3 protein-coding genes are annotated in these 2,401 nt (G+C 71.8%); 2 read left to right on the top strand and 1 reads right to left on the bottom strand.

Annotated elements, in window-relative coordinates:
* On the bottom strand, positions 1-913 hold a 913-nt coding region (locus VBO01S_RS31225), incomplete at its 3' end, for an MFS transporter (protein ID WP_255221260.1).
* A 150-nt stretch (positions 914-1,063) separates the two neighbouring features.
* On the opposite strand from VBO01S_RS31225, the gene VBO01S_RS31220 reads away from it, so the two are divergent.
* Positions 1,064-1,945: a LysR substrate-binding domain-containing protein gene (locus VBO01S_RS31220; RefSeq protein WP_062483028.1), complete on the top strand. Its 882-nt coding sequence runs from the start codon at positions 1,064-1,066 to the stop codon at positions 1,943-1,945.
* A gap of 78 nt (positions 1,946-2,023) precedes the next feature.
* Positions 2,024-2,401, top strand: a 378-nt coding sequence (locus VBO01S_RS31215; RefSeq protein WP_157627545.1) for an MFS transporter, incomplete at its 3' end; no start/stop codon positions are given.

Raw genomic sequence — 2,401 nt, 5'->3', positions numbered from 1 at the left:
CCCGCACGCGCTCCGGCCCCGGTGTGCGACGCGCCACGATGGGCGGCAGGAGCGGCAGCTGCAGCGCGCGCAACACCACGATCAGCGCCGCGCAGCTCCACAGCCAGCCCAGGCCGAAGCCCACGAGCGCGAGCGACGTCACCAGCGACAGGCTCACGAGCAGGCGCTCGGCGCCGAAGTGCTCCGCCATGCGCCCGCCCACCGGCCCGAGAAAGATTTCCGCAAGGTAGCGCAGCGCCATCAGCACACCGGCCACGATCACCGCGCCGCCGGGCAGCAGGTCCTTGCCGAGGTACGACAGGCCCACGATGAACAGGCCGTCGAGCGCCAGCCCTTCCATGAACGACCAGCCGTCCAGCGCATTCGGCCGCGAGAAGCGCCGTGTCGGCGCGGCACTGTGGTGCGGCCTCGACGGCAGCCGCCGCGTGACGAACAGCGCGAGCAACGACACCACCGCCAGCACACCGAAGATCGCGCGCGGACCGACCGTGTACGCCAGCAGCGCACCGAGCGGCAGCGCGAGCACCGGCCCGGTCGCGATGAGGGCGCGCGAACGCCCGCTGCGCCGCGCGGCACCGATCGGGTCGGCCGTGGCCAGGGCCTGCGTCGACAGGTTGAGCGCCGCGAAGCACAGGCCCCAGGTCAGCCGCAGCGGCAACAGCGCCCAGAAACCCGAGAGCGTGGCGTAGCCCAGCCCGCAGCATGCGGCGGCCACCACGGCCAGCGTGCAGCTCGCCCGGTCGCCGTGGCGTGCATAGAAACGCGCCACCCAGCCGTAGCCCGCGATGCGCACCAGCCGGTTGGCCGCCAGCAGCAACCCGACCTCGGCCAGCGAGACGCCGAACTGCGACGCGTACATGGGCAGCAGCAGGTACAGCACCACGTCGGCCGGCAGCGACAGGCCAAGTGCCATGGCGGCGTGGCGGGAATCCAGGTCGGTGGAACGGACAGGAGCGGCGGGAGAAAGCGGTGGTGCGGCGGACATCGAGCCCGTATCGTGCCCGCTCGCGACGCCCGCCGACAAACGACATTCCCGCGCGGCATGCGTGAGAAAATCGCACGCATGCCGCTTCGCGAACCGCCCCTCCATGCCGTGCGCGCCTTCGTGGCGGCGGCCCGCCACCTGAGCTTCACGCGTGCCGCGGTCGAACTGCACGTGACGCACAGTGCGGTGAGCCGGCAGATCAAGAGCCTCGAGGCCTGCCTGGGCGTGGCGCTGTTCGAGCGTCGCATCCGGCAGGTCACGCTGACGCCCGAAGGCCAGCAGTTCTTTGCGGAGACCGAACCCGCGCTCGCGCAGATCCACGCGGCGGCCCGCGCGCTGCAACTGCAGGGCTCGGCGCGCGCGGTGCGCATCAACGTGCGGCCGTCGTTCGCGGTGCGCTGGCTCATTCCCCGGCTGCCATCGTTCGTGGAACGCCATCCCGATATCGAGCCGCAGGTCGTCACCAGCACCGTGATACCCGAGCAGGCCACCGACAGCTTCGACATCGCCGTGCGCCGCGGCCTCGAGGGCTGGCCGTCGTCGATCCAGGTGCGGCCTTTCCTCGAAGACGAAGTGCTGGTGGTCGGCGCGCCCGCGCTGTTCAAGGCGCAGCCGCTGCCCGACCTGCGCGCCCTCGCCTCGCACGTGCTGCTGTCGGCGCGCACGCGCAAGGACGACTGGGACGACTGGAAGAAGCAGGTCGGCGCACCGCGCGCCCGGCCGGCTGGGCGGCTGCAGTTCGATCACCTGCACTTCGTGCTGCAGGCCGCGGTCGACGGCCTGGGCATCGCGCTGGCGCCGACCTCGCTGGTGGCGCACGACCTGGCCTCGGGGCGGCTGCAATCGCCGTTGCCTGCGTTGCGGATGACGCTGGAGCGCTACTACTACGGCCTTGCGCCTGATGCGGCGCCCGAGGCGGTGTGTGTGGCCGAGTGGTTCGAGCAGATGAACGCGGGCTGAGGCTTTCACGTCCGTAAACGGCCAGCGGCGAAGGGGCGCGGCCCCGAGGATGCGGTCTTTCTCTTCGTGTGCCGCCCCATGCCCTCGCCGCTTCCCCGTTCTTTCTCCCATCTTGCCTGGGCCAATCTGGCGGCGCAGTCCGCCGAACAACTGAGCCTCGCGGCCGTGCCGCTGGTGGCCGTGCTCGCGCTCGGCGCCGGGCCGGGCGAGATCGGCTTTCTCGCGGCGGTGCAGACGCTGCCCTTCCTGCTGGTCTCGCTGCCGATGGGCCTGCTCGCGGACCGCATGTCGCGCCGTCGCCTGATGGTGTGGGCCGAGAGCCTGCGCGCGGTGTCGCTGCTGGCCTTGCTCGGCATGGTGCTGTCGTCGACGCTGGGCATCGGCGGGCTGGCCGTGCTCGGGTTCCTCGGTGCGGTCGGCACCGTGGGCTTCAGCGTCGCGGCGCCCGCGCTGGTG

Origin of the sequence: Variovorax boronicumulans NBRC 103145, assembly GCF_001591345.1 — a bacterium.
GTDB classification, from domain to species: Bacteria; Pseudomonadota; Gammaproteobacteria; order Burkholderiales; family Burkholderiaceae_C; genus Variovorax; species Variovorax boronicumulans.
The sequence above is the reverse complement of the archived record's forward strand: the minus strand, read 5'-3'. Positions and strand labels throughout refer to the sequence as shown.

Bases quoted from the DNA above. Each gene is read 5' to 3' on its own strand.
- VBO01S_RS31220 (WP_062483028.1), top strand. From the start codon at position 1,064: ATGCCGCTTCGCGAACCGCCCCTCCATGCCGTGCGCGCCTTCGTGGCG.